The sequence below is a fragment of the Mycobacterium sp. ITM-2016-00316 genome (assembly GCF_002968335.2).
Taxonomy (GTDB): Bacteria; Actinomycetota; Actinomycetes; order Mycobacteriales; family Mycobacteriaceae; genus Mycobacterium.
Window position 1 is genome coordinate 2,453,613 of record NZ_CP134398.1, and the last position, 25,389, is coordinate 2,479,001.

At 67.9% G+C, this 25,389-nt stretch carries 28 protein-coding genes; 13 read left to right on the plus strand and 15 right to left on the minus strand.

The genetic code is table 11. The features are described 5' to 3' along the window. Window positions 1–16: 16 nt before the first annotated feature. A complete protein-coding gene (locus C6A86_RS11810; RefSeq protein ID WP_105364173.1) occupies window positions 17–562 on the minus strand; it encodes a TetR/AcrR family transcriptional regulator in 546 nt (181 codons plus the stop codon). A 78-nt stretch (window positions 563–640) separates the two neighbouring features. Here C6A86_RS11810 and C6A86_RS11815 point away from each other — a divergent pair, with 78 nt between their 5' ends. The 3 genes from C6A86_RS11815 to dxs all read left to right on the plus strand — a co-directional run bounded on the left by C6A86_RS11815 (window position 641) and on the right by dxs (window position 4,387). Then, window positions 641–955, plus strand: a complete 315-nt coding sequence (locus tag C6A86_RS11815) for a hypothetical protein (RefSeq protein WP_142407016.1) — start codon at window positions 641–643, stop codon at window positions 953–955. A 171-nt stretch (window positions 956–1,126) separates the two neighbouring features. Continuing rightward, window positions 1,127–2,437 carry a Na+/H+ antiporter NhaA gene (gene nhaA, locus C6A86_RS11820; RefSeq protein WP_105364188.1) on the plus strand — a complete coding sequence of 437 codons (1,311 nt, stop codon included), beginning with the start codon at window positions 1,127–1,129 and terminating at the stop codon, window positions 2,435–2,437. A 27-nt stretch (window positions 2,438–2,464) separates the two neighbouring features. Next, window positions 2,465–4,387: a 1-deoxy-D-xylulose-5-phosphate synthase gene (gene dxs, locus C6A86_RS11825; protein WP_105364171.1), complete on the plus strand. Its 1,923-nt coding sequence runs from the start codon at window positions 2,465–2,467 to the stop codon at window positions 4,385–4,387. A gap of 21 nt (window positions 4,388–4,408) precedes the next feature. Here the strand turns inward: dxs and C6A86_RS11830 are convergent, their stop codons facing one another. The 3 genes from C6A86_RS11830 to C6A86_RS11840 are packed head-to-tail and all read right to left on the minus strand — an operon-like array spanning window position 4,409 to window position 6,711. Beyond that, window positions 4,409–4,894 (minus strand): phosphate-starvation-inducible PsiE family protein, encoded by a 486-nt coding sequence (locus C6A86_RS11830; RefSeq protein WP_105364170.1) that lies wholly within the window; start codon window positions 4,892–4,894, stop codon window positions 4,409–4,411. A 12-nt stretch (window positions 4,895–4,906) separates the two neighbouring features. Beyond that, the gene (locus C6A86_RS11835) at window positions 4,907–6,175 is read right to left on the minus strand and encodes a ribonuclease D (protein ID WP_105364169.1); all 1,269 of its coding nucleotides are present in this window, start codon (window positions 6,173–6,175) and stop codon (window positions 4,907–4,909) included. Beyond that, window positions 6,175–6,711 (minus strand): DUF3000 domain-containing protein, encoded by a 537-nt coding sequence (locus C6A86_RS11840; protein ID WP_235571392.1) that lies wholly within the window; start codon window positions 6,709–6,711, stop codon window positions 6,175–6,177. The genes C6A86_RS11835 and C6A86_RS11840 overlap by 1 nt, the downstream gene beginning before the upstream one ends. Window positions 6,712–6,835: 124 nt before the next feature. Here C6A86_RS11840 and hemE point away from each other — a divergent pair, with 124 nt between their 5' ends. From hemE to C6A86_RS11860, 4 genes are read left to right on the plus strand one after another with little or no spacing between them, the layout of a single operon-like run. Beyond that, window positions 6,836–7,885 (plus strand): uroporphyrinogen decarboxylase, encoded by a 1,050-nt coding sequence (gene hemE, locus C6A86_RS11845; protein ID WP_105364168.1) that lies wholly within the window; start codon window positions 6,836–6,838, stop codon window positions 7,883–7,885. Next, window positions 7,882–9,237, plus strand: coding sequence for a protoporphyrinogen oxidase (locus C6A86_RS11850; RefSeq protein ID WP_105364167.1), 1,356 nt, complete (start codon window positions 7,882–7,884; stop codon window positions 9,235–9,237). The genes hemE and C6A86_RS11850 overlap by 4 nt, the downstream gene beginning before the upstream one ends. Before the next feature lie 4 nt (window positions 9,238–9,241). Then, complete coding sequence (hemQ, locus tag C6A86_RS11855) at window positions 9,242–9,934, plus strand: hydrogen peroxide-dependent heme synthase (protein WP_105364166.1); 693 nt, start codon at window positions 9,242–9,244, stop codon at window positions 9,932–9,934. Between the two features lie 41 nt (window positions 9,935–9,975). Next, a complete protein-coding gene (locus C6A86_RS11860) occupies window positions 9,976–12,306 on the plus strand; it encodes a bifunctional diguanylate cyclase/phosphodiesterase (protein WP_105364165.1) in 2,331 nt (776 codons plus the stop codon). On the opposite strand, the gene msrB is transcribed toward C6A86_RS11860, so the two are convergent. The 4 genes from msrB to C6A86_RS11880 are packed head-to-tail and all read right to left on the minus strand — an operon-like array spanning window position 12,254 to window position 16,356. Continuing rightward, window positions 12,254–12,685, minus strand: coding sequence for a peptide-methionine (R)-S-oxide reductase MsrB (gene msrB / locus C6A86_RS11865; RefSeq protein WP_105364164.1), 432 nt, complete (start codon window positions 12,683–12,685; stop codon window positions 12,254–12,256). The two genes, C6A86_RS11860 and msrB, sit on opposite strands and share 53 nt — an antisense overlap. Beyond that, window positions 12,682–13,971, minus strand: coding sequence for an arabinofuranan 3-O-arabinosyltransferase (gene aftC, locus C6A86_RS11870; RefSeq protein ID WP_105364163.1), 1,290 nt, complete (start codon window positions 13,969–13,971; stop codon window positions 12,682–12,684). Before aftC ends, msrB begins: the two co-directional genes overlap by 4 nt. Before the next feature lie 20 nt (window positions 13,972–13,991). Further along, on the minus strand, window positions 13,992–15,554 hold the full coding sequence (locus tag C6A86_RS11875; protein WP_311101140.1) for an alpha/beta hydrolase: 1,563 nt from the start codon (window positions 15,552–15,554) through the stop codon (window positions 13,992–13,994). Between the two features lie 31 nt (window positions 15,555–15,585). Next, complete coding sequence (locus tag C6A86_RS11880) at window positions 15,586–16,356, minus strand: pyrimidine reductase family protein (protein ID WP_105364192.1); 771 nt, start codon at window positions 16,354–16,356, stop codon at window positions 15,586–15,588. A gap of 35 nt (window positions 16,357–16,391) precedes the next feature. Here C6A86_RS11880 and zapE point away from each other — a divergent pair, with 35 nt between their 5' ends. Continuing rightward, window positions 16,392–17,432, plus strand: a complete 1,041-nt coding sequence (gene zapE / locus C6A86_RS11885) for a cell division protein ZapE (RefSeq protein WP_105364193.1) — start codon at window positions 16,392–16,394, stop codon at window positions 17,430–17,432. Then, a complete protein-coding gene (locus C6A86_RS11890; protein WP_105364194.1) occupies window positions 17,433–18,188 on the plus strand; it encodes an alpha/beta fold hydrolase in 756 nt (251 codons plus the stop codon). It abuts the gene before it with no gap. Here C6A86_RS11890 and C6A86_RS11895 read toward each other — a convergent pair. From C6A86_RS11895 to C6A86_RS11920, 6 genes are read right to left on the minus strand one after another with little or no spacing between them, the layout of a single operon-like run. After that, complete coding sequence (locus C6A86_RS11895; RefSeq protein WP_396835310.1) at window positions 18,164–18,715, minus strand: GNAT family N-acetyltransferase; 552 nt, start codon at window positions 18,713–18,715, stop codon at window positions 18,164–18,166. The two genes, C6A86_RS11890 and C6A86_RS11895, sit on opposite strands and share 25 nt — an antisense overlap. Further along, on the minus strand, window positions 18,688–19,230 hold the full coding sequence (locus tag C6A86_RS11900; protein ID WP_105364195.1) for a hypothetical protein: 543 nt from the start codon (window positions 19,228–19,230) through the stop codon (window positions 18,688–18,690). Before C6A86_RS11900 ends, C6A86_RS11895 begins: the two co-directional genes overlap by 28 nt. A 48-nt stretch (window positions 19,231–19,278) precedes the next feature. Beyond that, complete coding sequence (locus C6A86_RS11905; protein WP_105364196.1) at window positions 19,279–19,704, minus strand: PPOX class F420-dependent oxidoreductase; 426 nt, start codon at window positions 19,702–19,704, stop codon at window positions 19,279–19,281. Window positions 19,705–19,712: 8 nt separating this feature from the next. Then, a complete protein-coding gene (locus tag C6A86_RS11910) occupies window positions 19,713–20,429 on the minus strand; it encodes a Clp protease N-terminal domain-containing protein (RefSeq protein WP_105364197.1) in 717 nt (238 codons plus the stop codon). A 20-nt stretch (window positions 20,430–20,449) separates the two neighbouring features. Continuing rightward, window positions 20,450–20,953, minus strand: coding sequence for an SRPBCC family protein (locus C6A86_RS11915; RefSeq protein ID WP_311101142.1), 504 nt, complete (start codon window positions 20,951–20,953; stop codon window positions 20,450–20,452). Between the two features lie 14 nt (window positions 20,954–20,967). Further along, the gene (locus C6A86_RS11920) at window positions 20,968–21,618 is read right to left on the minus strand and encodes a class I SAM-dependent methyltransferase (protein ID WP_105364199.1); all 651 of its coding nucleotides are present in this window, start codon (window positions 21,616–21,618) and stop codon (window positions 20,968–20,970) included. A gap of 25 nt (window positions 21,619–21,643) precedes the next feature. Between C6A86_RS11920 and C6A86_RS11925 the strand changes: the two genes are divergently transcribed. The 3 genes from C6A86_RS11925 to C6A86_RS11935 all read left to right on the plus strand — a co-directional run bounded on the left by C6A86_RS11925 (window position 21,644) and on the right by C6A86_RS11935 (window position 24,065). Beyond that, complete coding sequence (locus C6A86_RS11925) at window positions 21,644–21,829, plus strand: hypothetical protein (protein WP_105364200.1); 186 nt, start codon at window positions 21,644–21,646, stop codon at window positions 21,827–21,829. A gap of 223 nt (window positions 21,830–22,052) precedes the next feature. After that, entirely contained in the window at window positions 22,053–23,105 is a 1,053-nt protein-coding gene (locus tag C6A86_RS11930; RefSeq protein ID WP_105364229.1) for a 3-deoxy-7-phosphoheptulonate synthase, read from the plus strand. A gap of 36 nt (window positions 23,106–23,141) precedes the next feature. After that, entirely contained in the window at window positions 23,142–24,065 is a 924-nt protein-coding gene (locus C6A86_RS11935; RefSeq protein WP_105364201.1) for an AEC family transporter, read from the plus strand. Between the two features lie 16 nt (window positions 24,066–24,081). Here the strand turns inward: C6A86_RS11935 and C6A86_RS11940 are convergent, their stop codons facing one another. After that, complete coding sequence (locus C6A86_RS11940; RefSeq protein WP_105364202.1) at window positions 24,082–24,912, minus strand: class I SAM-dependent methyltransferase; 831 nt, start codon at window positions 24,910–24,912, stop codon at window positions 24,082–24,084. Between the two features lie 27 nt (window positions 24,913–24,939). Between C6A86_RS11940 and C6A86_RS11945 the strand changes: the two genes are divergently transcribed. After that, window positions 24,940–25,371 carry an SRPBCC family protein gene (locus C6A86_RS11945; protein WP_105364203.1) on the plus strand — a complete coding sequence of 144 codons (432 nt, stop codon included), beginning with the start codon at window positions 24,940–24,942 and terminating at the stop codon, window positions 25,369–25,371. Window positions 25,372–25,389 lie beyond the last annotated feature (18 nt).

Here is a 25,389-nt window from a genome sequence, read left to right on the forward strand (position 1 = left end):
CGGACGGTGGTGTCGATCAGTTCGGCGGAGTCGGCCACCACGTTGCGATCAGCCGCGACTCCCAGTCCTTCCGCACGTGCCCGGTGCGGGCGCGTTCGGCGATATAGGCGCCCACGATGGCGTCGATCAACATGTCGGGGTCCGTGCCAGGGCCGATATCCCCGTCGCTTTTCATCTCTTCGATCACTGTCACGAGCGGCGCGCGTTGCGCGACGAGGACTTCTCTGAAGAGTCTGCTGAACTCTGGGTCCTCCTCGGTCAGCAGGGAAGCGAACCCGCCGAAGCCGATTCCATCGCCGACGGCGCCGACCGCCTGTCGAATGAGCCAGTGCAGCCGAGCATCGGCATCGGCTCGCGGTGGCGCCGGTGCCGTGGCGATCAACTGGGACAACGCCGCCCGCAGCATGTCGCGACGATCACGGAAGCGGCGGTAGATCGTGGTCTTTGCGATCCCGGATTGTGACTGAACCGCCTGGACGGTGACCGATCGCGGTCCGCTTGAGCGCAACAGTCGCAGGGCCGTGTCGGCGATGCGATCTCCGACGTCGGGGGCGGTCGTCATGGCGCCATTATGCGCTACGATCGACGTAGCGCTACGCTTCACGTAGCGTAGCGCTACGAAAGGATTGCAATGAGGGTGATGAGAGGACCGTCAGGAACGACGGTCATTTATGTCGCGTATGTGTTCTTCCTCCTTGGCTTCGTCTCCCTGGGGCTGTTCGTGGCTGCCCTGGCATTCGGCAGTTCCCTGGTCGTGTGGGCAGGGATCGCGTTGGTGGGCACCTTCACGCTCGCCGTCGCAGCGTTCCGCGCCGGTTCGAGCCGGGTCGAGAACATCTGGGCGGACAATGTGGTGTCCGGCGAAGTGGATCGCTACCTGTCCACGTACAGACGCGGCGAGCTGACCGTCCCGCCCGCCGTCGACCACGCTGAGTCGACGCAGCGGGCCGCGTGACGGCAGGTCGTGCGCAGCAATCCGCCGGCACGCAGGCTGAGTTGGGCAACGGCCCGAGCTGCCGACGCCCCTGGACTCGTTCCGCATCAACTCCCACCCACCGGTAACCTGACACCCGGTGTGCCGGGAAGTCTGGTCGGCGTTCGCGCCACGCTGACCAAGGGAGAATCGATGACCGAACACCGCAACAGACTGTTGAGTCGCGGCTCGTGGCCGGAAACCCGCAGGGTCTCGGAGATCCTGCGTAAGGAGACCGTCGGCGGCATCATTCTTCTGATCGCCGCCGCCGCCGCGATCGTCTGGGCCAACTCGCCTTGGGCGGAAAGCTATTTCGCGCTGCGAGATCTGGAAGTCGGCGGCGAGCCCTTCGGCCTGCACCTGAGCCTCAGCCTCGGCGCCTGGGCGGCCGACGGGTTGCTCGCCATCTTCTTCTTCGTCGTCGGCCTGGAACTCAAACGCGAGTTCGTCGCCGGTGATCTGCGGGACCCCGGCCGGGCCGCAATGCCCATCGCCGCCGCGGTCGGTGGCATGGTGGTGCCCGCGCTGATCTTCGTCGCGGTCGCTGCGCAGGGGGGAGAAGGCGCGCTCAAGGGGTGGGCCATCCCGACGGCGACCGATATCGCGTTCGCGGTGGCCGTGCTGGCCGTCATTTCCACCCACCTGCCCTCGGCGCTGCGGATGTTCCTGCTGACGTTGGCGGTGGTCGACGATCTGCTGGCCATCACCGTGATCGCCGTCTTCTATACCGACAGCCTCAACATCGCGGCCCTGGGGCTCTCGCTGGTTCCGCTGGCCATCTTCGCGGTCTGCGTCCAGCGCGGCGTTCAGGCCTGGTGGATTCTGATCCCGCTGTCCATCGCGACGTGGGTGCTGATGCACGAGTCCGGCGTGCACGCCACCGTCGCCGGTGTGCTGCTCGGGTTCATGGTCCCGGTGCACCGGGCCGCGACACGCCGCGGCGTCGAGACCGATTCCGGCATGGCCGAATACTTCGAGCACCGCTCGCGACCCATCTCGGCGGGCATCGCCATCCCGGTGTTCGCGTTCTTCGCGGCCGGGGTGAGTCTGGGCGGATTCAGCGGCCTGGCCAGAGCCCTCACCGACCCCATCACGCTGGGCATCGTGCTCGGCCTGGTGCTCGGCAAACCCATCGGCATCTTCCTGACCACCTGGACACTGTCCAAGGTCACCAGAGCCGAGCTGGATTCCTCGCTGCGCTGGGTGGACGTGCTGGGGGTGTCGATGCTCGCCGGCATCGGATTCACGGTGTCCTTGCTGATCGGTGACCTCGCCTACGGGCTCGGTTCGGAACGTGACGAATTTGTGAAAGTCGGCGTGCTGGTCGGCTCCCTGCTTGCGGCGTTGCTCGCCTCGGTGCTCCTGGCCACCCGAAACGCCACATATCGGCGTATCGAGCAGGAGGAGACCATGGACACCGACCACGATGGAGTGCCCGACATCTACCAGCCTCGACAGGACTGATGGGTGTTGCGTGGCTAAACTGGCGGGATGCTTAAACAGATCCGCGGTCCCGCCGATCTGCAGCACCTGTCCCAGTCACAGCTCGTCGAGCTGGCCGGTGAAATCCGTGAATTCCTGATTCACAAGGTCGCTGCAACCGGTGGGCATCTGGGCCCGAACCTCGGCGTCGTCGAGTTGACGCTGGCGCTGCACCGGGTCTTCGATTCGCCGCACGATCCGATCATCTTCGACACCGGACACCAGTCCTATGTGCACAAGATCCTGACCGGACGCGCCGACGACTTCGACCAGCTGCGGATGAAGGACGGATTGTCGGGCTACCCGGCGCGCGCCGAGAGCGAGCACGACTGGGTCGAGTCCAGCCACGCCAGCACGGCACTGTCCTACGCCGACGGTCTGGCCAAGGCCTTCGAACTGTCCGGGCACCGCAACCGGCATGTCGTCGCCGTCGTCGGTGACGGCGCGCTGACCGGCGGTATGTGCTGGGAAGCGCTCAACAACATCGCCGCAGCAAAGCGGCCGGTGGTCATCGTCGTCAACGACAACGGCCGCAGCTATGCGCCCACCATCGGCGGGCTGGCCGATCACCTCGCGGCCCTGCAGCTGCAACCCGGCTACGAGAAGCTCCTGGAGAAGGGCCGCGACGTGGTTCGCGGTGTGCCCGTCATCGGGGAGATCTGCTATCAGTGCATGCACAGCGTGAAGGCGGGCCTGAAGGACGCGCTGCAGCCGCAGGCCATGTTCACCGATCTGGGCCTGAAGTACGTCGGTCCCATCGACGGCCATGATGAGCACGCCGTCGAAGCGGCCCTGCGGCACGCCCGTGGCTTCAACGCACCGGTCATCGTGCATGTCGTCACACGCAAGGGGATGGGCTACGCGCCCGCCGAGGCCGATGAAGCCGAACAGATGCACGCCTGCGGCATCATCGATCCGATCACCGGCCAGGCGACCGCCGTGTCCGCCCCGGGCTGGACCGGCACCTTTTCCGACGAGCTGATCAAGATCGCCAAGCGTCGCCGCGACATCGTCGCGATCACCGCGGCGATGGCCGGCCCGACCGGCCTGGCCGCCTTCGGCCAGCTGTACCCGGACCGCCTCTTCGACGTCGGTATCGCCGAGCAGCACGCGATGACCTCGGCCGCCGGACTGGCCATGGGTGGCATGCACCCGGTGGTGGCCATCTATTCGACGTTCCTCAACCGCGCCTTCGACCAGATGATGATGGACGTTGCGCTGCACAAGCTTCCGGTGACGATCGTGCTGGACCGCGCGGGTGTCACCGGCCCCGATGGCGCCAGCCACCACGGTGTCTGGGACCTCTCGATCCTGGGCATCGTGCCCGGGATGCGGGTCGCCGCACCCCGTGACTCCGCCTGCCTGCGTGAGGAACTCGGCGAGGCACTCGAGGTCAAGGACGGCCCGACGGCCATCCGGTTCCCGAGGGGTTCCGTCGGTGAAGACATCCCGGCGCTGGAGCGGCGCGACGGGGTCGACATCTTGGCCAAGCCGAGCGCCGGGTCCTCCGACGACGTGCTGCTGATCGCCGTCGGATCGTTCGCCCGGATGGGCCTGGCGGTCGCGCAGCGTCTGCAGCAGCACGGCATCGGTGTGACCGTCGTCGATCCGCGCTGGGTACTTCCGGTGCCCGAGGCGCTGCACGCGCTGGCCTCGGCGCACAAGCTCGTCGTGACCCTGGAGGACAACGGCGTGCACGGTGGCATCGGGTCCTCGGTGTCCGCCGCACTGCGGGCCGTCGAAATCGATGTGCCATGCCGCGATGTCGGTGTGCCACAGGAATTCCAGACGCATGGCTCGCGCAGTGAGGTGCTCACCGACATCGGGCTGACCGATCAGCACATCGCACGTCAGATCACCGGTTGGGTTGCGGCGCTGAACAATTCCGGACTCGACGCCGACGCAGACATGTCGGTGCGGAGGTCCGAGTAGGCGACTCCGGTCTCAGTTGCCCTAGCCTTCAGGCGGAGCCGCCAGGCTGCGCTGCCTCAGCACCCACGCTGCCACCGCCAGTACCAGTACCAGTCCGCCGAGCACCCCGGTCTGGACGATGGTCCTGGCGAACTCCGGACCCTGGCCCACGAGCTTGGCCGCTTCCACCGACTGCACCACAATCTCCTTGATGCAGGCCAGGATTCCGACGATCAAAAACGGCTCGACGGCGATCTCGTGGGACCGCAGGCTGGTCCGCACGGCGTAGAGCAATTCGACGAAGATGAAGACCAGGAGCACGCCGTCCAGAAGTTCCAGCATGACGTTGGTGGTGGGCTTGTCCAGTAACGAGAACATGGTTCTGACCTGGGCCACCAGCAGGGCCGCCGCCCCGGCTACCAGGATGACCGCGATGGCCCAGTACACGGCGTCCTCGGCGATGCTAAGGACGCGGTCGGCGAACCGCTGGCGGTCTTTCTCGTCGTGCGTTTCTGCCTTTTCGGCCACGTTGGGCGTCCTTCAGCTCGCAGGTGGTGGGGCGTTCCCGCTCGTCAATGCTGCGGCCAGCACCGGCACCGTCAGTTCGCGCTGCCACGGCCGTGCCTTGGCCTGCACCAGGAACTCCTCGACGGCCGCCGCGATGTCCTCGACGGGCTGCCAGTCCCAGCACAGTCGCCGGACGGTGTCGGGTGTCAGCAGATTCTCGGTGGGAACCGAAACCCGCTGTGAGAGTTCGGACAAACCGCTGCGGGCGGCCTCCAGCCGTTCGGCGGCCTCCGGTTTGCGCCGGGCCCAGCGGGCCGGCGGGGGCGGGCCGGTGAGTGGTTCGGAACCCGTCGGCGGGTTGGGGTCCTGGCGGGCCCTGGCCAGGGCGTCCAGCCAGACCTGCGCGCTGCGCCGTTGCCGGCTGCCACCGAAAACCGGTAGGGCGACGATCTTTTCGACCGTGTCGGGATCCACGGTGGCGGCGTTGACGATCGCCGCGTCGGGCAGGATCCGGCCGGGTGCGATATCGCGGCGCTGCGCGATCTGATCACGGGCGGTCCACAATTCGCGCACCGCGGCCAGCGCCCGGGGATCGCGCACCTTGTGGATGCCCGAGGTGCGGCGCCACCTGTCACGCCGGGTGACGGTGGGTTCAGCGGTGCGTAGGAACTCGAATTCTTGTGCGGCCCAATCGGATTTACCCTGCTCGTCGAGCGCGGCCGCGACCGCGGCCCGCAACTCCAGCAGCACCTCCACGTCGAGTGCGGCGTAGTTGAGCCAGTCCGCGGGCAACGGGCGCTTGGACCAGTCGGCGGCGCCGTGACCCTTGACCAGGCCCAAGCCCAGCAGGCGACGCACCATCTCGGCGAGGTTCACCCGCTCGAATCCGGCCAGCCGGGCCCCCAATTCGGTGTCATACAGGCTTGGCGGGGTCATCCCGAGTTCGGCCAGGCACGGCAGGTCCTGGTCGGCGGCGTGCAGCACCCACTCGTCGGTCGCCAGTACCTTCGCCAGCGGTGCCATCACCTGCAGCGGATCGCCGCCGTGGTTCACCGGATCGATCAGCACCGTGCCCGCGCCGGCCCGGCGGATCTGCACCAGGTAGGCACGGTTGGAGTAGCGGAAACCCGAGGCGCGCTCGGCGTCTATCGCGAACGGGCCGGTGCCGCCGGCCAGCAGTTCGGCCGCCCGCGCGATATCGCTGGGATAGCTGGCGAGCGGCGGCACGCCGTCGGCGGGGGCCAGCAGGGGAGTCGCTTCCGGTTCGGGTGTGTCCCCGGATTCTTCTTCGGGCTCGGTCATCAGGCGCGGGTGCGGGATCCCAAGCTGGTCACTCCGGCAGGCGGCAGACCGGCCGCGTGCTCGAGGACCTCGCAGAAAGCCTGCACGTGCGGACCCAGCTCGAGGTTGGTGGCCGTCCAGGAAGCGCGGAGCTCGAGTTGATGGGCGCGCGGTGGGCCGGAGATGTCGCCGTACCGCACCGACGTGGTCGCGGTGACCGTGCCGCCCAGGGCGGTGACGGCCTCGCCGTGTTCGGCCAGCGCGTCCACCAGCCAGCTCCAGGCGACTTCCGGCAAAAGCGGGTCGACGGCCTCGGTGGAGTCCAGGTCGGCCTGGATGTAGGCGACCAGGCGCATGGTGCCGTCCCAGGCCTCGGCGCCTTCGGGGTCGTGCAGCAGGATCAGCCGCCCGAAGGCATCGCCCTCGGAGCGTTCCGGCACGACCGGGGCATCGGGATGGCGCACTTCAGCGCCCAGCGCATAGCTGTAGGGGGCCAGGCGTTGCGGCGGTCGGATCGGTCCCAGCTCGATTTCCGGCCGAACGGTGGCCGCATTCATGGCCGCAACCGCAGTGCGGAACTGAGCCGGTTCGGCGGACGTCACAGTGTGGGACGCTAGACCCATCTCGTCTCACCCGTGCGCAGGCGCGCCGATCGCCGGCCACATGGCACCATAGGGCTCGATGAACACCCGCCGTGACCTGCCAGAGTCGCCCTATCTCGCCGCTGCCGCCGGCCGCACCCCGAGCCACACCCCGGTGTGGTTCATGCGCCAGGCCGGACGCTCGCTGCCCGAGTACCGCGCCCTGCGCGCCAACCACAAGATGCTGGATGCCTGCTTCGACCCCGAGTTGGTCTGCGAGATCACCCTGCAGCCGGTACGCAGGCACGGCGTGGATGCGGCGATCCTGTTCTCCGACATCGTGGTGCCGCTCAAGGCCGCCGGTGTCGCGCTGGACATCGTGCCCGACGTCGGGCCGGTCATCGAGCACCCGATCCGCTCCCTTTCAGATGTCGGCACCCTCAAGCCGCTGGAGCGCTCCCAGGTGGCGCCGGTGAGCGACGCGGTATCGCTGCTGGTCGCTGCGCTGGGTGAGGTGCCGCTGATCGGATTCGCCGGGGCGCCGTTCACGCTGGCGTCCTACCTCGTGGAGGGTGGCCCCAGCCGCAACCACGAGAAGACCAAGGCGATGATGTTCGGCGAGCCGGATACTTGGCACGCGCTGATGACCTCGCTGACCGACCTGACCATCGAGTTCCTGTCGGCTCAACTGGATGCCGGCGTCGACGCCATCCAGTTGTTCGATTCGTGGGCCGGCACGCTCTCGCTGGCCGACTACCGCAGTCACGTGTTGCCGCACAGCTCAAGGATTTTCGCGGCACTGGCGGCCCGCGGTGTGCCGATGACGCATTTCGGGGTCGGCACCGCAGAGCTGCTCGGAGCGATGGGTGAGGCCGGGGCCACGGTGGTGGGTGTGGACTGGCGGACATCGCTGGAAGCCGCGGCCGGCAGGGTCCGGCCCGGTACGGCGCTGCAGGGCAACCTGGATCCGGTGGTGTTGCTGGCCGGCTGGCCGGTCGTCGAGCGTGCCGCCCGGGCAGTCGTCGAGGACGGCCGCGCGGCCATGGCCGCCGGCGCGTCCGGTCATGTCTTCAACCTCGGTCACGGTGTGCTGCCGCCCACCGACCCCGGGGTGGTGACCGAGCTCGTATCCCTGGTGCATTCATTGTGAGATCCACGTACTGCGTTGTCGGAGGCGGCATTTCGGGCCTCACCGCGGCCTACCGGCTGCGGGTCGCGGCCGGTCCGGATGCCTCGATAACGTTGTTCGACCCGGCCGACCGCCTCGGTGGGGTGCTGCGCACCGAGCAGGTCGGCGGGATGTCGATGGATGTCGGGGCCGAGGCGTTCATCACCCGCCGCCCCGAGGTGATCGCCCTGCTGGCCGAGCTGGGACTGTCCGGCCGACAGGTCGCCAGCGCCGGCGCGCGGCCGTTGATCTACAGCCAGGGCCGGCTGCATCCGCTGCCGGCGGGCACCCTGCAGGGGATCCCGGCGCAGGCCGAGTCGGTGGCCGGGCTTGTCGACGCCGCCACCGTGGCCCAGATCGCCGACGAACCCCGCCGCGCCTTCAGTTGGCGCTCCGGCGCGGACCCGTCGGTCGGCGAGCTGGTCGGTGACCGGTTCGGCGCGCAGGTGGTCACCCGGTCGGTGGAGCCGCTGCTGACCGGTGTGTACGCCGGGTCGGCCGCCACCATCGGGGTGCGTTCGGCGTTGCCGACGCTGGCCGCCGCGCTGGACCGTGGCGCGCGCAGTCTCACCGAGGCGGTCCGCAATGCGCTGCCGCCCCCGCAACCCGGCCCGGTGTTCGGCGCCTTGGACGGCGGTTACCGGGTCCTGATCGACGAACTGGCCCGCCGGGCCGACCTGCGCTGGGCGCACGTCGGGATCGCCCGGATGGAGCGCGCCGCGCACGGCTGGGAGCTGATCGACGATGAGGGCGGGCACTGGTCCGCCGACGCGGTGGTGCTCGCGGTGCCCGCGCCGCGCCTGGTCCGCCTGGTCGAACACATCGCCCCGCGCAGCGCGGCGGCCGCCCGCCGCATCGGGGTGGCCTCGACCGCGCTGGTGGCGCTCGCACTGCCGGGCGGCACCCCGTTGCCCGACCAGTCCGGGGTGCTCGTTGCCACCGGAGAACAGTTGCACACCAAGGCGATCACCCTCACGTCGCGCAAATGGGGCCGCCGCGGCAACGTGGAACTGGTCCGGCTGTCCTACGGACGGTTCGGGGACACGTTGGCGCGCAGCGTCGGCGATGACGAGCTGCTGAACTGGTCGCTGGAGGATCTGCAAAACGTGTTCTCCATCGCCGCCGACCCGGTGGACTACCGGGTGCAGCGCTGGATCGACGCGATGCCCCAGTACGGGCCCGGCCATGCGGATCTGGTGGCCGAGGTGCGGGCCGGTCTGCCGCCGAACCTGGCCGTCGCCGGTGGCTATCTGGACGGTATCGGGGTGCCCGCATGTGTGGGCTCTGCCACCAGGGCGGCCGCGAAACTGGTGGCCTTCGGCGTGGCACGATAGGCCCATGGCCAAGCTCGATTACGACAAGCTCAACTCGATGACCCGGTACATGATGATCTCGGTCTTCGCCGTCCAGCCGGAGGCGCTCGACCAGGATCGTTCGTCCGTGATCGATGAGACCGCGACGTTCCTCAAGCAGCAGGAGGACAACGGCGTCGTCGTCCGCGGCCTGTATGACGTCACCGGTTTCCGGGCCGACGCCGACTTCATGATCTGGACGCACGCCGAGCGGGTCGAAGACCTGCAGGCCACCTACTCGGCGTTTCGCCGGACCACTCTCGGGGTGGCCAGCGACCCGGTGTGGAGTGTGGTGGCGCTGCACCGCCCCGCCGAGTTCAACAAGAGCCACGTCCCGGCCTTCGTCGCCGGTGAGGATCCGGGTGACTACATCTGCGTCTACCCGTTCGTGCGGTCACTGGACTGGTACCTGTTGCCCGACGACGAGCGCCGCAAGATGCTCGTCGATCACGGTATGGCGGGCCGCGAGTACCCGGATGTGCGGGCCAACACCGTGCCGGCCTTCGCGCTCGGCGATTACGAGTGGATCCTGGCCTTCGAGGGCCCCGATCTGGGCCGCATCGTCGAACTGATGTGGAAGCTCCGCTACACCGAGGCGCGCCGCCACGTGCGCGAGGAGACGCCGTTCTTCACCGGCCCGCGAGTGAGCGTCGAACAGTTGTTGATGAAGCTGCCGTAAATTTGGGGCCCGGTGTCGAATTAGTTTGCTAGCGTCTGAGGATGCCGACGGTCGGCCGGGTGGGGGCGGTGGCTACGGTCGCAACCCTGGCCTTCTGCGTCTGGCTGCTGGGTGGATGGGGTTCCCCACAGGCTCGGATCGCCATCGAGGATCTCGGTTTCGTCGTTCTCGCAATGTTCGTGACCGGCTGTTGCGCCCACGCTGCCTGGCGGTTCCGTGGTCGTCAGCGCACCATCTGGGTCTGCGTCACGATCGGCATGGCCGGGTACACCGTGGGGTCGGCGATCTGGGCGTATTACGAGTGGTGGCTCGCCGAATCACCCTTCCCGACCGTCGCGGACTTCGGTTATCTGCTGCTCCCGGTGTTCGTCTGCATTGCTTTGCTGATGGTGCCTGTCGGCGCGTCTCGGTACACCCACAGCCGGCTGGCGCTCGATGGAATCATCGTGGCGGTCGCGTTCTTCCAGATCGGCTGGTGGACGGTGCTGGATCAGGTGTTCCGGGACGGCGGGGCCAGCCGGTTCGCGGTCGGCGTCGCGCTGGCCTACCCGGTACTGGACCTGGGCGTGTTGACCGTGGCGGTGCTGGTGCTGGGCCGGGCGCGCCTGGCCGAGCGGCGATCGCTGACACTGCTGGTCAGCGGCATGGTGTTGATCGCGGTGGCCGACGGTGTCTTCGTCTATACGAACTCCCACGAGAATCTCACGGCCGTCACGTACGGCAGCATCGGCTGGGCGGCGGGTTTGCTGTTGATCGCACTTGCCGCGTTGAGCCCGGAGCGGGGCGCCCGACGGCGCGGCACCGCAGATCGGGAGATCTCCCGCGCGGCGATGTGGTTGCCGTACGTGCCGATCGTCCTGGCCATGACGGTCGCGCTGGTGCGGTTTGCCCGCACGCCTGGACTGCCGCCGGCGTTGCTCGCCTCGGTGGTGCTGATCGTGCTGGTGTTGCTGAGACAGTTCATCGTGGTGGGGGAGAATCGCCGACTGCTCAAGGCCGTCGAGGCGCAGGCATTGCGGGACCCGCTCACCGGCCTGGCCAATCGCGCGCTGTTCCTGGACCGGTTGACGCATGCGATGGCGCTGCACCGCCGCGATGAGCAGTCGGTGGCGGTGCTCTCACTGGACCTCGACGACTTCAAGCTCGTCAACGACGGTCTCGGCCATCCCGCCGGTGACCTGCTGCTGGTGCAGGCCGCCCAGCGCATCCTGGGCGCCGCCAGATCCAGCGATACGGTCGCACGCCTCGGCGGCGACGAGTTCGTGGTGCTGATGGAGGGCAATACCGAGGATTCCCGTCAGGTGGCCCTGCAGGTGCTGCGCGCCTTCGACGAGCCGTTCGCGATCGACGGTCACGCCCTGTCGTTGTGTCCCAGCGCCGGCCTGGCAGCCGCCACCGCGGACGACCCGGAGATGTCCGCCGACGCCCTGCTCAAGCAGGCCGATGTGGCGATGTACGTCGCCAAGCGGTCGCGGCTACGCGGGGTGCACGTGTACTCCGCCGGTGACATGGCCGATGTCGCGCACCTGGGGGCCGAGGCGAGGGGAGCCGCCGAGGCTGCGGCGCGCGAGAGCGCGGTGGCGCTGCTGCTGCTGGGACAGCTCCGGCACGCCATCGACAACCGGGAACTCACCCTGGCGTATCAGCCAAAGTTCGACCTGCACGACGACTCGATCGTCGGGGTGGAGGCTCTGGTGCGCTGGCCGCACCCCGAGCGGGGTCTGCTGGTGCCCGACCAGTTCCTGCAACTCGTCCGAGACCACGGGCTGATGCGGCCGATCACCGAGCTGGTGCTGACCCAGGCGCTCAACCAGGTCGCGGATTGGCGGGATGAGGGCCTGCTGGTGCCGGTCGCGGTCAATGTGTTCGCGCCGTCGCTGAGCGATCTCGGCCTGCCGTGGACCGTCGAACGGGCGCTCGATGAGCGCGGCCTGCCCCATGAGGTGCTGACCGTGGAGATCACCGAGGACCTGTTGTTGGGCAACCACGATCGTGCCCGCGCGGCGATCGAGCAGCTGCGCCACGGTGGGGTGCGGGTCGCGATCGACGACTTCGGCAGCGGCTATTCGGCGCTGTCCTACCTGTGGGAGCTCGATGTCGACGAACTCAAACTGGATCGGGCGTTCGTCACCAGGGTGCGGGAGGACCGCCGCGCCGCGGCGATCGTGCGTGCCGTGATCGACCTGGCCCGCGAGCTCGGTCTGACCACGGTGGCCGAGGGTGTGGAGGATGCCGAAACCGCGGCGCTGCTACGGGATTACGGCTGTCAGGTGGCGCAGGGTTACCTGTACACCGCGCCGCTGACGCCGCCGGACATGCTCAGTCTGCTGAGGTTGCGCCGGCCGGCACCAGACGCAGCGATATCGAGTTGATGCAGTACCGCTGATCGGTCGGCGTCGGGTAACCCTCGCCCTCGAAGACGTGCCCGAGGTGGCTGTGGCAGTTCGCGCAGATCACCTCGATACGGGTCATGCCCAGCGAATCGTCGCGTTTGAGAATCACCGCTTCCGAGTCGGCGGGGTCGAAGAAAGACGGCCAGCCGCAATGGGATTCGAACTTCTCCGTGCTGCGGAACAGTTCGGCGCCGCAGGCCCGGCAGGCGTAGACCCCGTCGGTTTTGGTGTCGGTGTACTCGCCGGTGAAAGGCCGTTCGGTGCCGGCGCGGCGCAACACCGCGAACTCGGCGGGGTTGAGCTTTTCGCGCCACTGGTCGTCGGTCAGCTCGAGCTTGGGACCGGAGGGTGTCGTCATGATTCAACGCTAGCGCGCCGACGCTCATCCGTCATCCACGGCGGATCGATGCCGGAATCCAGCCTGCCCTCGGACTTGGCATCCAGATAGCGGAAGTACAACACGCAGAACACGACCACCAACAACAGCGACCAGCCGTAGGTGATCTTCATGTACTCCAGGAAGCGTCCGGTGGTCGGCCAATGGCCCAGCAGCCAACGGTCCATCGTCATGAACCCGTACACCGCCAGCCAGGCCGGCCAGTTGTGCAGTACCGAGTTGCGCAGCACGACCGTCATCAGGAACGGGAACAGCATGGTCGAGTAGTAGCCCTGGCCCAACGAGAGCACCAGGAACGACGCGGTCAGCAGCACACCCGAGGAGGTCAGCAGCCAGAACAGCGGATCACGTTCGCGGTAGTACCGGTAGAGCAGGTACAGGCTGCCCGCGGCCAGCAGCGTGAAAAGAATGCGCAGCCCCAGGATCAGCCACATCGGCAGCCCGTAGTAGATGCCGTTGCCCAGGATCGAGGAGTTGAAGTAGTCGCGGGTCTCCATGATGTACGGCACGGTGCGGTGCACGAAGCTCATCGGATCGGACACCAGTGGCCATGCGGCCGCGTTGAACACCAGCGGAACACCGAAAGCGGTGATCAATGTGTAGAACTGGCGATTGAGCACCGGTAGCAACAACAGCGGGGCCAGCGACGGTTTGACCACCAGGGTGAGGCCGATGGCCGCGCCCGCCAGCAGTTCGGCGTTGCGTCCGCCCTTGAGCAGGAACGTGAAGAACAGCACTCCGCCCAGCAGCATGCAGCCGTTGATGTTGGTGAACACCAAAGTGTTGGTGACGGATTCGGTGCAGAACATCGCGAGCAGCAGCGCCGGCGCGGCGACCGATTTCAGGGTGTAGTCGAACATCCGCAGCAGCAGGTAGGCCGCGATGAGGAAGGCGATGACGTTGAACGTGATGTACCAGTAGCGCGCGGCGTCGACGGGCAGGTAGCCGAACGGGGCGAGCAGCAGGGTGCCGCCGGGGGGATACAGATAGTGCGGGTCGACGTGCCCGAAGTTCTCGTTGTAGATGTCCCAGCCCATTTTGAAATTGATGACCGCCCGGTAGACCGGGCCGAAATCATCGGTGATGTAGCCGTTGGTGCCCAGCACGTAGCTGCGGTGGATCACCGACAGGATGGCGACGGGCCACAGGATCGACCGCAGAATGGTGGCGGTGCTGGGCGGTGTGGTGCTGGGGCGAAAGGCGTTCAGCACACCGGAAGGCAGGAACGACACCAGCGCACCGTACACCGCAGCTGGTCGTGGCTTGATCAGGCGGGGCAGAACGTGTCGGTCTCGGGCAGTTTGCCGCTTTCCAGATAACCGATGACCGGCGGCAGCGCACAGGACGTGTAGATGCTCGCGCCGTGCCCGATGCCCTGCCAGATCACCCGCTTGCTGTTGGAGCCGGCATTGATGATGGTGGCGGCCACCGCGGCCACCCCCTCGTTGCCGACGATGGGATCGTTCTGCACGCCGAGCAGCATGACCGGGATATTGAGGTTCTCGGGATCCTGCGGTGCGGTGCCACTGGGCCAGCTCAGGCAGTTGACCATCCGCAAGGCGCCGACGGTGCCGAACTGCGGGTACAGCCGGTCCCAGGCAACGACGAGTTCGCGGACCCGGTCGGGGGTGGGCCGATTGAGCGCGTCGCTGCAGCTGTTGACGAATTGTCCGTCGGTCTGGCGGATGGTCTCGGCCTGGGTGATCAGATTGGTCATCGCATTGGTGTCACCGGCGCGGGCGCCGGCGATGGCACCGGCCAGCGCATTGGTGGCACTGACCCGGTCTCCGCGCGGGAAGGCCAGCGCGGTGGTGATGGCGTCGGCCACCGCCGCTTCCGAGGCGCCGTTGGGGCCGTCGCCGTTGCGGGCGGCCGTGAGCAGTGCATCGACGGCACCCTTGGGGTCCGGACCCAGCGCGCAATTGGTGGCGGCGCACTGCGCGGCGAACGCGTCGAGGGCGGCCTGCTGTCCCTTGACCTTCTGCTCGGTGGCCGCTTCGGCGCCGATGGCCAGCGGCAGCGGAGAATCCAGCACCAGCCGCGCCACCTTGTCGGGGTGAGATCCGGCGTAGGCCAACGCGACCTGGGCACCGTTGCCGATGCCCATCAGCGCGATCGTCGGGACGTCCCAGGTGCTGCGCAACCGTTCGATGTCCTCGGCGGCGTGGGCGTTGTCATAGGCCGAATCGCCGGGGGCGATGGTGTCGGTGCAGGTGGTGGTGGCGGTCTGGACGATGGCGCTCAGGTTGGCCACCGGGTCGTCGCCGGGCTCGAACTGGGCCTGGTCGATCATCTCCTGCCGGTCGAACAGGTCGCGGCAGTCGATGGGGTCCGACAGCCCGGTGCCGCGGCGGTCGACGGCGACGATGGGGTTGGTCTTGAGAATGTCGGCGCCGGCACGGGAGAGCCAGACCGGCAGCTGCGATGACGAGGGCAGGTCCGTCCCTGTGGTCATCACCAGCGGTCCGGCATCGGCGGGCGTATCGACCGAGGTGGCCCGCACGACCCCGATGGAGAGGGGGCTACCGCCAGCGCCCTTGATCGGATCGAGGTCGGCGTCGTAGGTGGCGCAGTCCAGGGTGACGCCCGGCGGCGCGGGCACGGCGGCATCGGCGAACACCCGGGAGGTGCAGTCCTGCCAGGACAAGTCGTTCTTGGGCACCTCCAGCGCGGGCGGTCCGTCGGCCTCGGCGGTGGTGGTCGGTGCGCCCTGCGGCCCGGCGCCGTCATCGGTGGCGAAACGCGGGTTGGCGGCCAGCAGCGGGGCACACGAGGTCAGCAGTACTGCGACCGACGACAGGGCGATCGTCGACAGAATCCCCACACGCATGCCGACCACAGTAGCGATCGCCTGCTCCGGATCAGTCGCGGCTGTAGCGCGTGTACAGATAGCCCTCGTCGTCGCCGAGCACGTGCCTGCGTTGCAGGCGGGTGATCAGCTCACGGTGCCCGTCGGCGATCCGCGTCGATCCGCCGCCCACGACCGTCGGGGCGATGGTCAGGCACAGTTCGTCGAGCAGACCGTCGGCGATGAAGGTGCCGAGCAGGCTGGGGCCGCCTTCGGCGAGCACCCGGGTCAACCCGAGGCCGGCCAGGGTGCGCAGGGCGGCACCGAGGTCGACGCCGCCGGGATCGGTGTCCGAGCAGTCGTAGACCTCGGCCAGGCCGGTGAACCGGGCGCGCGCTTCGGCGGCGGTGTCGTGGGTGGTCAGCAGCAGCGGGGGGACCTCGGTCTGGGTGAACACCGGCAGGTCGTGGTCGAGGTCGGCGGAGCGGGTGACGATCGCGATGGGTGGCACCTCGCGTTGCCCTCGCGCACAGCGGCGCTGCCGTTCGGGGACGCCGAGTTGGGCGCCGGAGTAGGTCTCGATGCGCACCGTGCCCGCGCCGACCACCACCACATCGGCCAGCTCACGCATCAGCCGGAACACGGCGCGGTCCCCGGCGCCGCCGAGGGCCCCGGAGCGGCCGTCGGCCGTCGCGGCGCCGTCGAGGCTGCTGATGAAATTGGCCCGCACCCAGCAGGAGGCCAGGTTCTCGGGGTAGGCGTAGTACTGCCCGAGGCGGTCCTCCTCGACGGTGGAGACCGGCCCGAAGGCTGTGAGATCCGTCCCAGCGGCGCTATCCGACATGGGCAACATTGCAGCACGTCGCTAGGGTGCCTGACATGCAAAGCACGGGCGCCGTCGCGGGTCTGGTCGATCGGCGGCCGAGTGTCACCCCCGAACGGCTGGTCGCACAGCTGGTCCCGCCGCCCACATTTGCCGATGTCAGCTTCGACACCTACCGGCCCGATCCGTCCGAACCGTCGCAGGCGGCGGCCGTCGGGCACTGCCGCTCGTTCTGCGAGCTCGCCATGCAACGCCGGGCCGGCAAGAAGAAGCTGTTCGGCAAGCGTGAGGTGCTGCCCGGTGTCGGCGTGTACCTCGACGGCGGGTTCGGTGTCGGCAAGACCCACCTGCTGGCGTCGACGTATTACACGATGTCCCAGGGCGATGCCCCGGTGGCGTTCGCGACGTTCGGCGAGTTGACCCAGCTGGCCGGGGTGTTCGGCTTCACCGAGTGCATCGACCTGCTCGCCGACTATGCGGTGGTCTGCATCGACGAGTTCGAACTCGACGATCCGGGTAACACCACGCTGATCTCCCGGCTGCTCTCGGCACTGGTGGAGCGCGGCGTGTCGATCGCGGCGACGTCGAACACGCTGCCCGAGCAGCTCGGTGAGGGCCGCTTCGCCGCGCAGGACTTCCTGCGTGAGATCAACACGCTGTCGGCGATTTTCACCACCATCCGCATCGAGGGCCCCGACTACCGGCACCGCGGGTTGCCTCCGGCGCCCGAACCGTTGACCGATGACGAGGTGCGCACCGCGGCGTCGGCGAAAAGTGGTGCCACCCTTGATGATTTCGACGCGCTGTGTGCTCACCTGGCCACCATGCACCCGTCGCGCTATCACGCGCTGATCGACGATGTCACCGAGGTGTTCATCACCGGGGTGCACCCGATCGACGACCAGAGCGTGGCATTGCGCCTGGTGGCACTGACGGACCGGTTATATGACGCCGGAATCCCGATCCTGGCCTCGGGCACCAAGCTGGACACCATCTTCAGCGACGACATGGTGGCCGGCGGGTTCCGCAAGAAGTACCTGCGCGCCACATCGCGCATGTTGGCGCTGACTGCCGCGGCACAGTCCTCGACGAGCTGAATGGCCGGGCCCGCGGTACTGCTGCTCCCGGGGGCCGGCGCGCGCTGCGACGGGTTCTTTCCCGGGTTGGCCGATTCGCTTGCCGCCGAACCGGGTTGCCGTGTCATCAGCCAGGATCTCCCGGAACCGCTGGGCACGGCAGCGGCGCAACTGCATGAACTCGTCGCGCGGCTGGGCGCCGGACCGGTCGTCGTCGTCGGACAGAGCCTGGGCGGTGCGGTCGGGCTGCTGCTCGCGTGTGAGCACCCCGGCGATGTGGCAGGGCTGGTGCTGCTGGATGCCACGCCGATCAACGAGACGGTGCAGTGCCGGCGCGCCGAGCGCGCGCTTCGCGCCGTGGCCTTCGTCTGCCGAATCCCGGTGATCCACCGTGTGGTGAAGGCACAGGCGGTGCGGGCAGCGGTGCGCGAGGCCGACAGGGTGCAGATGCGGCCGGACTGTGCGGCGGCCCATGCCCGGGTCGCCGCGGAGGCGGATCTGGTCAGCCTGGGCCGGGTGGTGGCCGGGTTTTCGGACCTGTCGGCGCAGTTCGACGAGAACGGTGTGCCGCGGGTGCCGGCCGCCGTCATCACCGCGGACCGCAAGCCCGCCCATGCGGTGCGATCGGCCCACCAGCGCATCGCCGACGTGCTCGGCGAACCGCTACTCTGCTGGCCCGGTTCCACGCACTCGGTGCACCTCACCCATCCCGACGAGGTACTCGAGGCCGTGCGCGATGTCCTGCAGCGTGCTCAGGCCGGCCGCACCATCACGTAGTCGCTCTCGACGCTGTCGCCGAGCCGGAACGTCTTGGTGCCGCCGACCCGGAATCCGGATTTGGCGTAGAAGCGTTGCGCCCGCTGGTTTTCCTGGTTGACGCCCAGCCACACGCAGGCGGCATCGGTGCTGCGCCGCAGGGATTCGGCCATCAACGCCGCGGACACCCCTGCGCCGTGCATATCGGGCAGCGTATACATCTTGGAGATCTCCACGGCCGGGCGCAGCGGTACTGCCCGCTGCACATCGGCGTCCTCGGGTACGCCACGAATCAACATGGCGTAGCCGAGGATTCGGGTGTCGTCGCGGGCGATCAGCACGACGCGCTGCGGGTCGTCCAGATAGCCGGCGAACGCCTGCACCGACAGGTTCGCCGCGATGAAGGCCTTGACGTTCGCTGCGGTGACACCGGGCGGGCAGGCCAGCGGAAAGGTGATGGCGGCGACGGCGGCGAGTTCGGTCAGATCCGCCGGTCCGGGTACCTCGACGCGCACGACGATCAGGGCAGCGGCGAGCCCGGCTGCCAGATGTTCCACTGGGCCAGGTGCGCGCCGGTCTGCGGGTTGATCATCACGACGTTGGTGACTAGCGCGCGGTACACGTCCCAGTAGACGCCACCGTTGACGGTGGCGCCGGGGGGTGCGTTCAGCAGTGCCTTCTCCAGCGCGTCCGGGGCGTCGGTGTGTTTGGCGGCGTATGCGTCGGCATAGGGGGTCACGCCGCTGAACGTGGTGGCGATGGCCAGCTTGTACGGGTTGGGCGCGGAGATGACGTGCACCGTCACCCCGGCGCGCCAGGGACCACCCTGGGCGCGCCAGCGCGGAGAGCCGTTCCAGCCCCACCCCGGAGGCACCGGCACGCCCACCACGTCGTGCACGGTCACGTCGGCGACGAAGTCGTCGAACTGCACGCGCAACGTCTCACCCAGGTTGCCGATGGGGGTGACCGCTGCCGCGGCGGGCGGCGCGATGCCGACTGTCACCGCGGCGGTCAGGCTCGTCAGGAGAACCGCGAACCAGGTGCGGACCTTTGCCAATCGCATGCCTGGCATCTTGGCACATGCCCGGCGCACACTCCGGTGTTCGGCGGTTTAGCCGACCCAGGGCCCCTGGCCGCCGACCGATTCGATGCGGATGCGAGTCAGGAAACCGTCCGGTGCGTCGGCCGGCGGAAAGTGCTCGTCGGAACCGAGCAGCGCGATGGCCAAGTCCTTGAGCAGTTCGGGTGCGCCGCCCTCGACGATGCGTGCCGTGCCGGTCACCGACAGGTACTGCCGCTGCTGGCCGGGCTGGGCCGGCGCCAGGATGGTCGCGGTGACCCGCGGATCCCGCCGGATATTGCGCACCTTCTGGTACTTGTCGGATAGGTGCGCGGCGACCAGTTCGTCACCGTCGGGACCGGACTCCCATGCGACCCAGACCAGTGAGGCCTGCGGGCTGCCGTCGGCGTTGATGGTGACCAGCGTGGTGTCCACCCCGGCGCCGATGAGTTCGCGTGCGGCTGCGTTCAGTTCCATGCGCTGTTCTACAGCGGCGCGTCCGGTTTCATTCCCGTGATGGAGGCGAGCAGTTCGATGAGTGTGGCGGTGGTGCGCTCCTTGTCGACGCCCAGACCGTGCAGCGGACCGTCGCCGTCCTCGGATTCCAGCAGCGCCAGCAGGATGTGCTCGGTGCCGATGTAGTTGTGGCCCAATCGAAGTGCTTCTCGGAAGGTCAATTCCAGCACCTTCTTGGCCGGCCCGCTGAAGGGCACCAGTTCCAGCGCCTGGCCCGTCGCCGCCGGCAGGGTGATCGTGGCCCTGATCTGGTCGGGTTCGACGCCTTGGGCGGCCAGGATGGCGATGGCCAGGGATTCGGTGTCGCCGAGCAGGCCGAGGATCAGGTGTTCGGGACCGATCTCGATGTTCTCCGCATCGCGGGCGGCGGTCTGTGCGGTGACCACGGCGTTGCGTGCTCGCGGGGTGAACCGCGCGAACCCCTCGTTGGGATCGATGCCGGCGGTATCGGCCTTGGGCACGAAGCGTTTCTGGGCGGCCTGCTTGGTGACCCCCATGCTGGTGCCGATGTCGGTCCACGATGCGCCGGAGCGGCGAGCCTGGTCCACGAAGTGGCCGATCAGGTGATCGGCGACTTCGCCGAGGTGTTCGGCCGCCAGCACCGCATCGGTGAGTTGTTCGAGGGCGTCGGTGTGGACGGATTTGATGGCGCGGATGAGGGTGTCGAGGCTGACGGAATCGGTCATGCGTCAACCGTAGGTTGACTTCAAGCTCTCGTCAACTGCGAGTTGACGTCGGGGGTCGGGTAGCCGCGGCGCACCGTGCGGTCCAGGATTCCGAGGGTGGCCCGCAGTGCGCTCTCCGGGATCACCGGAAAGATGCCGGCCTCGCGCCACGTGTCGGCGATCTTCGACCAGTCATAGAACGAGGTGACGAGCGTGCCACCATCGGCCGGTTCCAGCCGGTAGCCGTAGACGTGGCCGATCTGCGGCTTGATCTGCCCCAGGATCGTCCAGGCGATCAGCCGGTCCTGCTCGTACTCGGTGATGTCGACGGTGACGTCGTAGCGGCCCATCGGAAAGTCGTTCAGCGCTTCACGATCCATGTGCACGACGAACTGGTCGCCGACCTGTGACGCCGGGGCGCCGGTCGCGTCCTGCAGCATGCCGGAGGCATCGATGGCGACGTGCCCCTGCGGGTCGGCCAGCACCGCGAAGATATCGGCGGCCGGCGCCGCGATGGTGCGCTGCACTTCGATGCGTTCGGTCATGGCGGGTGAGCTCCTCAGGTGGCGGGTTTGCGGGCGACCAGATACCCCTGCGGTGTCGATTCAACACCGTCGCCGTCGGGGTCACGGACCAGTTGGGCGTGCACGGGTAGGCCGGCGTCGAGGAGCAGCTGCGCGACGGCCTCGGGTCGGCGGCGGTGAAAAAGCAGGTCGACGCGTTCGCCGAATGCCTCGGTCAGATGGCGGGGCCGGTCGCCGATCTGGAACGCCAGCAGCGCCACACCGCCCGGGACGAGCACGCGATGGAACTCGGCGAACACGGCGGGTAACTGCTCGTCCGGGATGTGGATCACCGAGTACCAGGCGCACACGCCGCCGACGCAGCCATCGGGCAGGTCCAGGTCGGTCATCGACCCCACGCTGAACGCGATATCCGGATGGAGTCGGCGGGCGTGAGCAATCATGTTGGGGGACAGATCGATTCCCGATACCTGGGCGCCGTGATCGCGCAGCACCGCGGTGGCAGCGCCGGTGCCGCAGCCGATGTCGATGACACGCCGGCCCGCGGGAACCATGGCGGTGAACGCCGCCAGCATCGCGTGGTCGAGCGGTTTGTCGTCCAGGTGGTGTCCGAAGGCGGTGACGTATCCCGCGGCGGTGCGGTCATAGCCGTCGCGGGTGCGGTCCAGGAACGGGGTTTCAGCCATCGACGCTGAGGCTACTGTCGACGGTATGCGTATCGCGGTGTTGGTCATCGGAATCGTCGTCGCCTTGTTCGGAACGCTGTTCGCGTTCCAGGGATTCGGGGTGGTCGGGGGCAGTCCGATGAGCGGCACCACCACCTGGTCGGTGCTCGGGCCGATCATCGCGCTGATCGGGGTGGGCATCGCGGGCTACGCCTGGCGACTCAAGCCCTGACTTTTGACGTTCGTCGACCGCGGTGTAGCCTGACCGTCGTGAACATCCGCGTGCGCGCCGGCTATTGGCGCTTTATCGAGGCTCCGGGCGGAGCCGATAAAGCGCAGCACTAAGCGACGCATCCACCCGGAGCCCAGGCAGTGACCCCATTTGGGTCGCTGCCTTTCGTCATTAAAGGGCGCCGGGAATGTCACTGCGGTGTCCATACCAGAAAGGCACCACCGTGAACCTGGCGCAGACCGCCACCGCACCCGCCACCTCGGACCGGCGGATACGCAGTTTCAGCGAGATCCCCAGCCCCCATGACGTGCTCTCCGAGTTCCCGCTGGGCGCCCGCCGCGCCGAACGTGTCGCCCGTGACCGCGACGAGATCGCCGACATCCTGGCCGGGCGCGACGATCGCCTGCTCGTCGTCGTGGGTCCCTGCTCGGTGCACGACCCGGAGGCGGCGCTCGATTACGCCAGCCGGCTGGTCAAGCTCGCGGACGAACTCGGTGACCGATTGAAGATCGTGATGCGGGTGTACTTCGAGAAGCCGCGCACCACCATCGGCTGGAAGGGCCTGATCAACGATCCCGGCATGGACAACACCTTCGATGTGACCCGGGGACTGCGCACCGCACGGCAACTGCTGCTCGACATCATCGATATCGGTTTGCCGGTCGGGTGTGAATTCCTGGAACCCACCAGCCCGCAGTACATCGCGGACGCGGTCGCATGGGGTGCCATCGGCGCCCGGACCACTGAATCCCAGGTGCATCGCCAGCTGGCGTCGGGATTGTCGATGCCGGTCGGGTTCAAGAACGGCACCGACGGCAACATCCAGGTTGCCGTCGACGGCGTGAAAGCCGCTGCGGCTCAGCATGTCTTCTTCGGCATGGACGATATGGGCCGCGGTGCGCTGGTGAACACCGAGGGCAACGAGGACTGCCACGTCATCCTGCGTGGCGGCACCGGGGGCCCCAACTACGACGCCGGCGCGGTGCGCGACACTGCGGCCAAGCTGACCGCGGCCGGACTGCCCGGCCGGGTCGTGATCGACTGCAGCCACGCCAATTCCGGCAAGGACCACATCCGGCAGGCCGGGGTGGCCGCCGAGGTGGCCCAGCTGGTGCGTGACGGCGTGCCGGTCAGCGGTGTGATGTTGGAGAGCTTCCTGGTCGCCGGCGCCCAGGCGCCCGAGGCGCGTCCGCTGACCTACGGCCAATCGGTGACCGACAAGTGCATGGACTGGGCGGCAACCGATCTGGTGTTGCGGGAGCTCGCCGCGCGCTGAGGCGCGCTACTCTACGTACGGGGAAAGGGGTGCGCGGTGCTGGCGGTGCTGGAGGCCTTCGCCGTCATCGCCATCATCATTGTCGTCGGCGCCGTCGTGGGCCGCCGCAACGTTCTCGGCGACAACGCGCGGATGGTCCTCAACCGGGTCGCCTTCCACGTCGGGGTGCCCGCGCTCGTACTGCTGTCCCTATCGGACTCCGATCCCGCGCAGGTGTTTTCGTGGCCGCTGCTGGTCTCGGCCGTCACCACACTCATCGTGTTCGCCGGCTACTTCGTCATCGCGGTGACGTTGCGGCGCAGCGACCGGGTCGACGCCACCATCGGCGCGTGGGCCGCATCGTGGGTCAACGCCGGCAATCTCGGTATCCCGCTGAGTGCGTACGTGCTGGGCAGCATCACCGAGGTGTCGGCGCTGATCGTGTTCCAGACGGTGGTGCTGGTGCCGCTCGGCGTGGCCATCATCAACTCCGGCGGGCGCGACGGTGGGTCGGTGGCGGCTCAGATCAAGGGCCTGGTGACCAATCCGATCATCGTCGCCAGTGCCATCGGCACCGTCCTGGGGATCACCGGGACCACCCTGCCCAGGGCCATTCACCAACCGCTGGAACTGCTGGCCGACCTTGCGATACCCACCGTGCTGCTGGCCTTCGGTATCGCCCTGGTCACCCAGACCGGCGGCACGGGCAAGGAGAGCCGGGTCGATCTCTGGCTGGCCGTGGTGTTCAAGGTCCTGCTCATGCCGGCGCTGGCCTATGTGCTCGCCCGCTGGGCGTTCGGGCTCTCGCCGGAACAGACCGCGATCGCCACCGTGTTGGCGGCGTTGCCCGCCGCGCAGAACCTCAACACCTATGCCTCGGTGTTCGAACGTGGTGAGAAATTGGCCCGCGATGCCACCTTGATCACCACGCTTGCCTCGGTCCCGGTGATCGCCGGCATCGCTTATCTGCTGGGGCTCTGAGCGTCCAGCGGGTGCATCAGCCGAACTCGAGCAGCGTGTAGGCCCCGCGGTGCTGCTTGCTCCACTTCCACTGCCAGAACGCGGGAAACAGCGTGCCGAACAACAGTCCGCGGCCCTTGGGAATGGGCAGATCGTGCACCGCGCGGATGCCGGGAACGGTATTGACGAGGTCGGCCAGCTCGGCGGGGGACAGGCTGAACGGCATCGGTGGGACGCGGTACCGGGTCGAGGCGCGTATGCCCTTCTTGCGGGTCAGCTTCTTCACGATCACCGGCGGCAGGTCGAAGATCATCTGACCACCGGGAAAACGCTTGGCGCACTCGGTGATCAACCCCATCGCCTCCTCGGGCTGCAGGTACATCAGCAGGCCCTCGGCGGTGATGAACACACCCTTGTCGGTGTCCACCCGGTCCATCCAGCTGTAATCCAGCGCCGACTGCGCGAGGTTGGTGATCCGCTCCGAAGTGGGGAGCAGTCGCTGGCGTAGCTCGACAATCGGCGCGAAATCGACGGTGATCCACCGGAAATCGGTATCGGGCAGTGCCGCGCTGAGCCGCCAGAAACTGGTCTGCAGTCCCTCGGCGAGCGCGACCACGGTGGCCCCCGGATGCGTCGACAGATACGCCGTGGCCGCCCGGTCGATGCCGACGGCCCGCAATGCCATCTCCTGGCCCTTGCGGCCGAACTTGTCGAAATCGACATCGATCGCGTCGACCAGTTGGATCGCCATCGGGTCGTCGATGACGGCCTTGGGGTGGCGGGCCTGGTGCGCGCGGGCGTTGAGCGTCAACAATGCGGTTTCGGACACTCCGGTGAGGTGGCCGGCGTCGGCTCTGCTGCTGTCCACTACACCGAAGCTACTAGCATTCCGCGCATGGCAAAGCTCGAACTTTCCCGCGAACTGGCGCTCGACCCGCAGACGGCGTGGGATCACGCATCGAATCTGAACGAGCTGGGGGACTGGCTGGTGATGCACGAAGGCTGGCGCAGCGACATTCCCGACGAGCTGACCGTCGGCACCACGCTGATCGGGGTGGCCGGGGCCAAGGGGATGCGCAATCGCGTCACCTGGACGGTACGCAAGCTCGACGCACCGCATCTGCTGGAAGTCGTGGGCAAGGGCGTCGGCGGCACCAAGTACGGGCTGAAGCTCAGCGTGCAGCCCACCTCGTCGGGCAGCAAGTTCGCCGTCACCCTCGAGCTCGGCGGTCCGCCGCTGTTCGGCCCGATCGGATCGGTCGCCGCCCGCACGGTCAAGGGCGATATCGAGCGTTCCATCGAGAAGTTCGAGACGCTCTACACCTGACGCCTCTAAGCTCGCGTG

What these genes read in the sequence shown, in the direction of transcription:
- C6A86_RS11905 (WP_105364196.1), bottom strand. Translation starts at nt 19,704, where the DNA reads ATGGAACTGAACGCAGCCGCACGCGAACTCATCGGCGCCGGGGTGGAC.
- C6A86_RS11915 (WP_311101142.1), bottom strand. Translation starts at nt 20,953, where the DNA reads ATGACCGAACGCATCGAAGTGCAGCGCACCATCGCGGCGCCGGCCGCC.
- C6A86_RS11875 (WP_311101140.1), bottom strand. Translation starts at nt 15,554, where the DNA reads ATGCGTGTGGGGATTCTGTCGACGATCGCCCTGTCGTCGGTCGCAGTA.
- C6A86_RS11840 (WP_235571392.1), bottom strand. Translation starts at nt 6,711, where the DNA reads ATGAATGCGGCCACCGTTCGGCCGGAAATCGAGCTGGGACCGATCCGA.
- C6A86_RS11920 (WP_105364199.1), bottom strand. Translation starts at nt 21,618, where the DNA reads ATGGCTGAAACCCCGTTCCTGGACCGCACCCGCGACGGCTATGACCGC.
- C6A86_RS11900 (WP_105364195.1), bottom strand. Translation starts at nt 19,230, where the DNA reads ATGCGATTGGCAAAGGTCCGCACCTGGTTCGCGGTTCTCCTGACGAGC.
- dxs (WP_105364171.1), top strand. Translation starts at nt 2,465, where the DNA reads ATGCTTAAACAGATCCGCGGTCCCGCCGATCTGCAGCACCTGTCCCAG.
- nhaA (WP_105364188.1), top strand. Translation starts at nt 1,127, where the DNA reads ATGACCGAACACCGCAACAGACTGTTGAGTCGCGGCTCGTGGCCGGAA.
- C6A86_RS11815 (WP_142407016.1), top strand. Translation starts at nt 641, where the DNA reads ATGAGAGGACCGTCAGGAACGACGGTCATTTATGTCGCGTATGTGTTC.
- msrB (WP_105364164.1), bottom strand. Translation starts at nt 12,685, where the DNA reads ATGACGACACCCTCCGGTCCCAAGCTCGAGCTGACCGACGACCAGTGG.
- C6A86_RS11835 (WP_105364169.1), bottom strand. Translation starts at nt 6,175, where the DNA reads ATGACCGAGCCCGAAGAAGAATCCGGGGACACACCCGAACCGGAAGCG.
- C6A86_RS11910 (WP_105364197.1), bottom strand. Translation starts at nt 20,429, where the DNA reads ATGACCGATTCCGTCAGCCTCGACACCCTCATCCGCGCCATCAAATCC.
- C6A86_RS11860 (WP_105364165.1), top strand. Translation starts at nt 9,976, where the DNA reads ATGCCGACGGTCGGCCGGGTGGGGGCGGTGGCTACGGTCGCAACCCTG.
- C6A86_RS11810 (WP_105364173.1), bottom strand. Translation starts at nt 562, where the DNA reads ATGACGACCGCCCCCGACGTCGGAGATCGCATCGCCGACACGGCCCTG.
- C6A86_RS11880 (WP_105364192.1), bottom strand. Translation starts at nt 16,356, where the DNA reads ATGTCGGATAGCGCCGCTGGGACGGATCTCACAGCCTTCGGGCCGGTC.
- zapE (WP_105364193.1), top strand. Translation starts at nt 16,392, where the DNA reads ATGCAAAGCACGGGCGCCGTCGCGGGTCTGGTCGATCGGCGGCCGAGT.
- hemQ (WP_105364166.1), top strand. Translation starts at nt 9,242, where the DNA reads ATGGCCAAGCTCGATTACGACAAGCTCAACTCGATGACCCGGTACATG.
- C6A86_RS11945 (WP_105364203.1), top strand. Translation starts at nt 24,940, where the DNA reads ATGGCAAAGCTCGAACTTTCCCGCGAACTGGCGCTCGACCCGCAGACG.
- hemE (WP_105364168.1), top strand. Translation starts at nt 6,836, where the DNA reads ATGAACACCCGCCGTGACCTGCCAGAGTCGCCCTATCTCGCCGCTGCC.
- C6A86_RS11890 (WP_105364194.1), top strand. Translation starts at nt 17,433, where the DNA reads ATGGCCGGGCCCGCGGTACTGCTGCTCCCGGGGGCCGGCGCGCGCTGC.
- C6A86_RS11925 (WP_105364200.1), top strand. Translation starts at nt 21,644, where the DNA reads ATGCGTATCGCGGTGTTGGTCATCGGAATCGTCGTCGCCTTGTTCGGA.